Genomic DNA, 901 nt, shown 5'->3' with positions numbered 1-901 from the left:
GCGACCAGCTGCGTGCCGACCCGCTCGTCCTCCCGGGCGATCACCGCGACATCACGCAGCGCATCCATCGCCCGCAGGGCGGACTCGATCTCACCGAGCTCGATCCGGAAACCACGCACCTTCACCTGGAAGTCCGTGCGCGACAGGTAATCCAACTGCCCGTCACGGGTCCACCGCACCAGATCGCCCGTACGGTACAACCGCTCCCCGTCACCGAACGGCGACGCCACGAACCGCTCCGCACTCAGATCCGCACGCCCGAAATACCCGCGCGCGAGCTGCGCACCGGCCAGGTACAACTCACCGGCGACACCGGCCGGAACCGGATGCAGACGCTCGTCGAGCACGTAGACCCGGGTGTTCCACTCCGGCACACCGATCGGCACCGACGCACCCGAGACATCGGTGACATCACCGGCGGTGACGGACACCGCGGCCTCGGTCGGACCGTACAGGTTCACCAACCGGGCGGCATTGTGCTCGACGAACCGCTTCGCAGTCGCCGGCGGAAGAGCCTCACCGATCGCCAGCACCTGACGCAACGACGGTGTGAGGATGCCACCCGCGTCGACCATCAGGGCCTCGAGCATCGACGGCACCACATGCAGGGTCGTCACCGCCCGCTCCGTCAGCAACCGGTTCAGATACGCCGGATCCCGATGACCATCGGCCGACGCGATGACCACACGCCCACCGGAGACCAGCGCCGACCAGAACTCCCACACCGACAGATCGAAGGTCGCCACCGTCTTCAACAGCACCGCATCATCGACACCGAGACCGAAATACTCACGCTTCCACAGCAACTGGTTGACGATCGCCGCGTGCGGCACCGCCACACCCTTCGGCCGGCCCGTCGAACCCGACGTGAAGATCACATACGCCGTATTCGACGCACGCA

At 66.5% G+C, this 901-nt stretch carries 1 protein-coding gene; it reads right to left on the bottom strand.

What is annotated here, in order from left to right; genetic code table 11:
* Positions 1-901 (bottom strand): amino acid adenylation domain-containing protein (locus EQ874_RS22780; protein ID WP_129978276.1); only part of this gene is annotated, 901 nt, incomplete at both ends.

The sequence above is a fragment of the Rhodococcus sp. Q1 genome (assembly GCF_004153645.1).
Lineage (GTDB): Bacteria > Actinomycetota > Actinomycetes > Mycobacteriales > Mycobacteriaceae > Rhodococcus > Rhodococcus gordoniae.
This window is presented reverse-complemented; position numbering and strand designations above follow the sequence as displayed.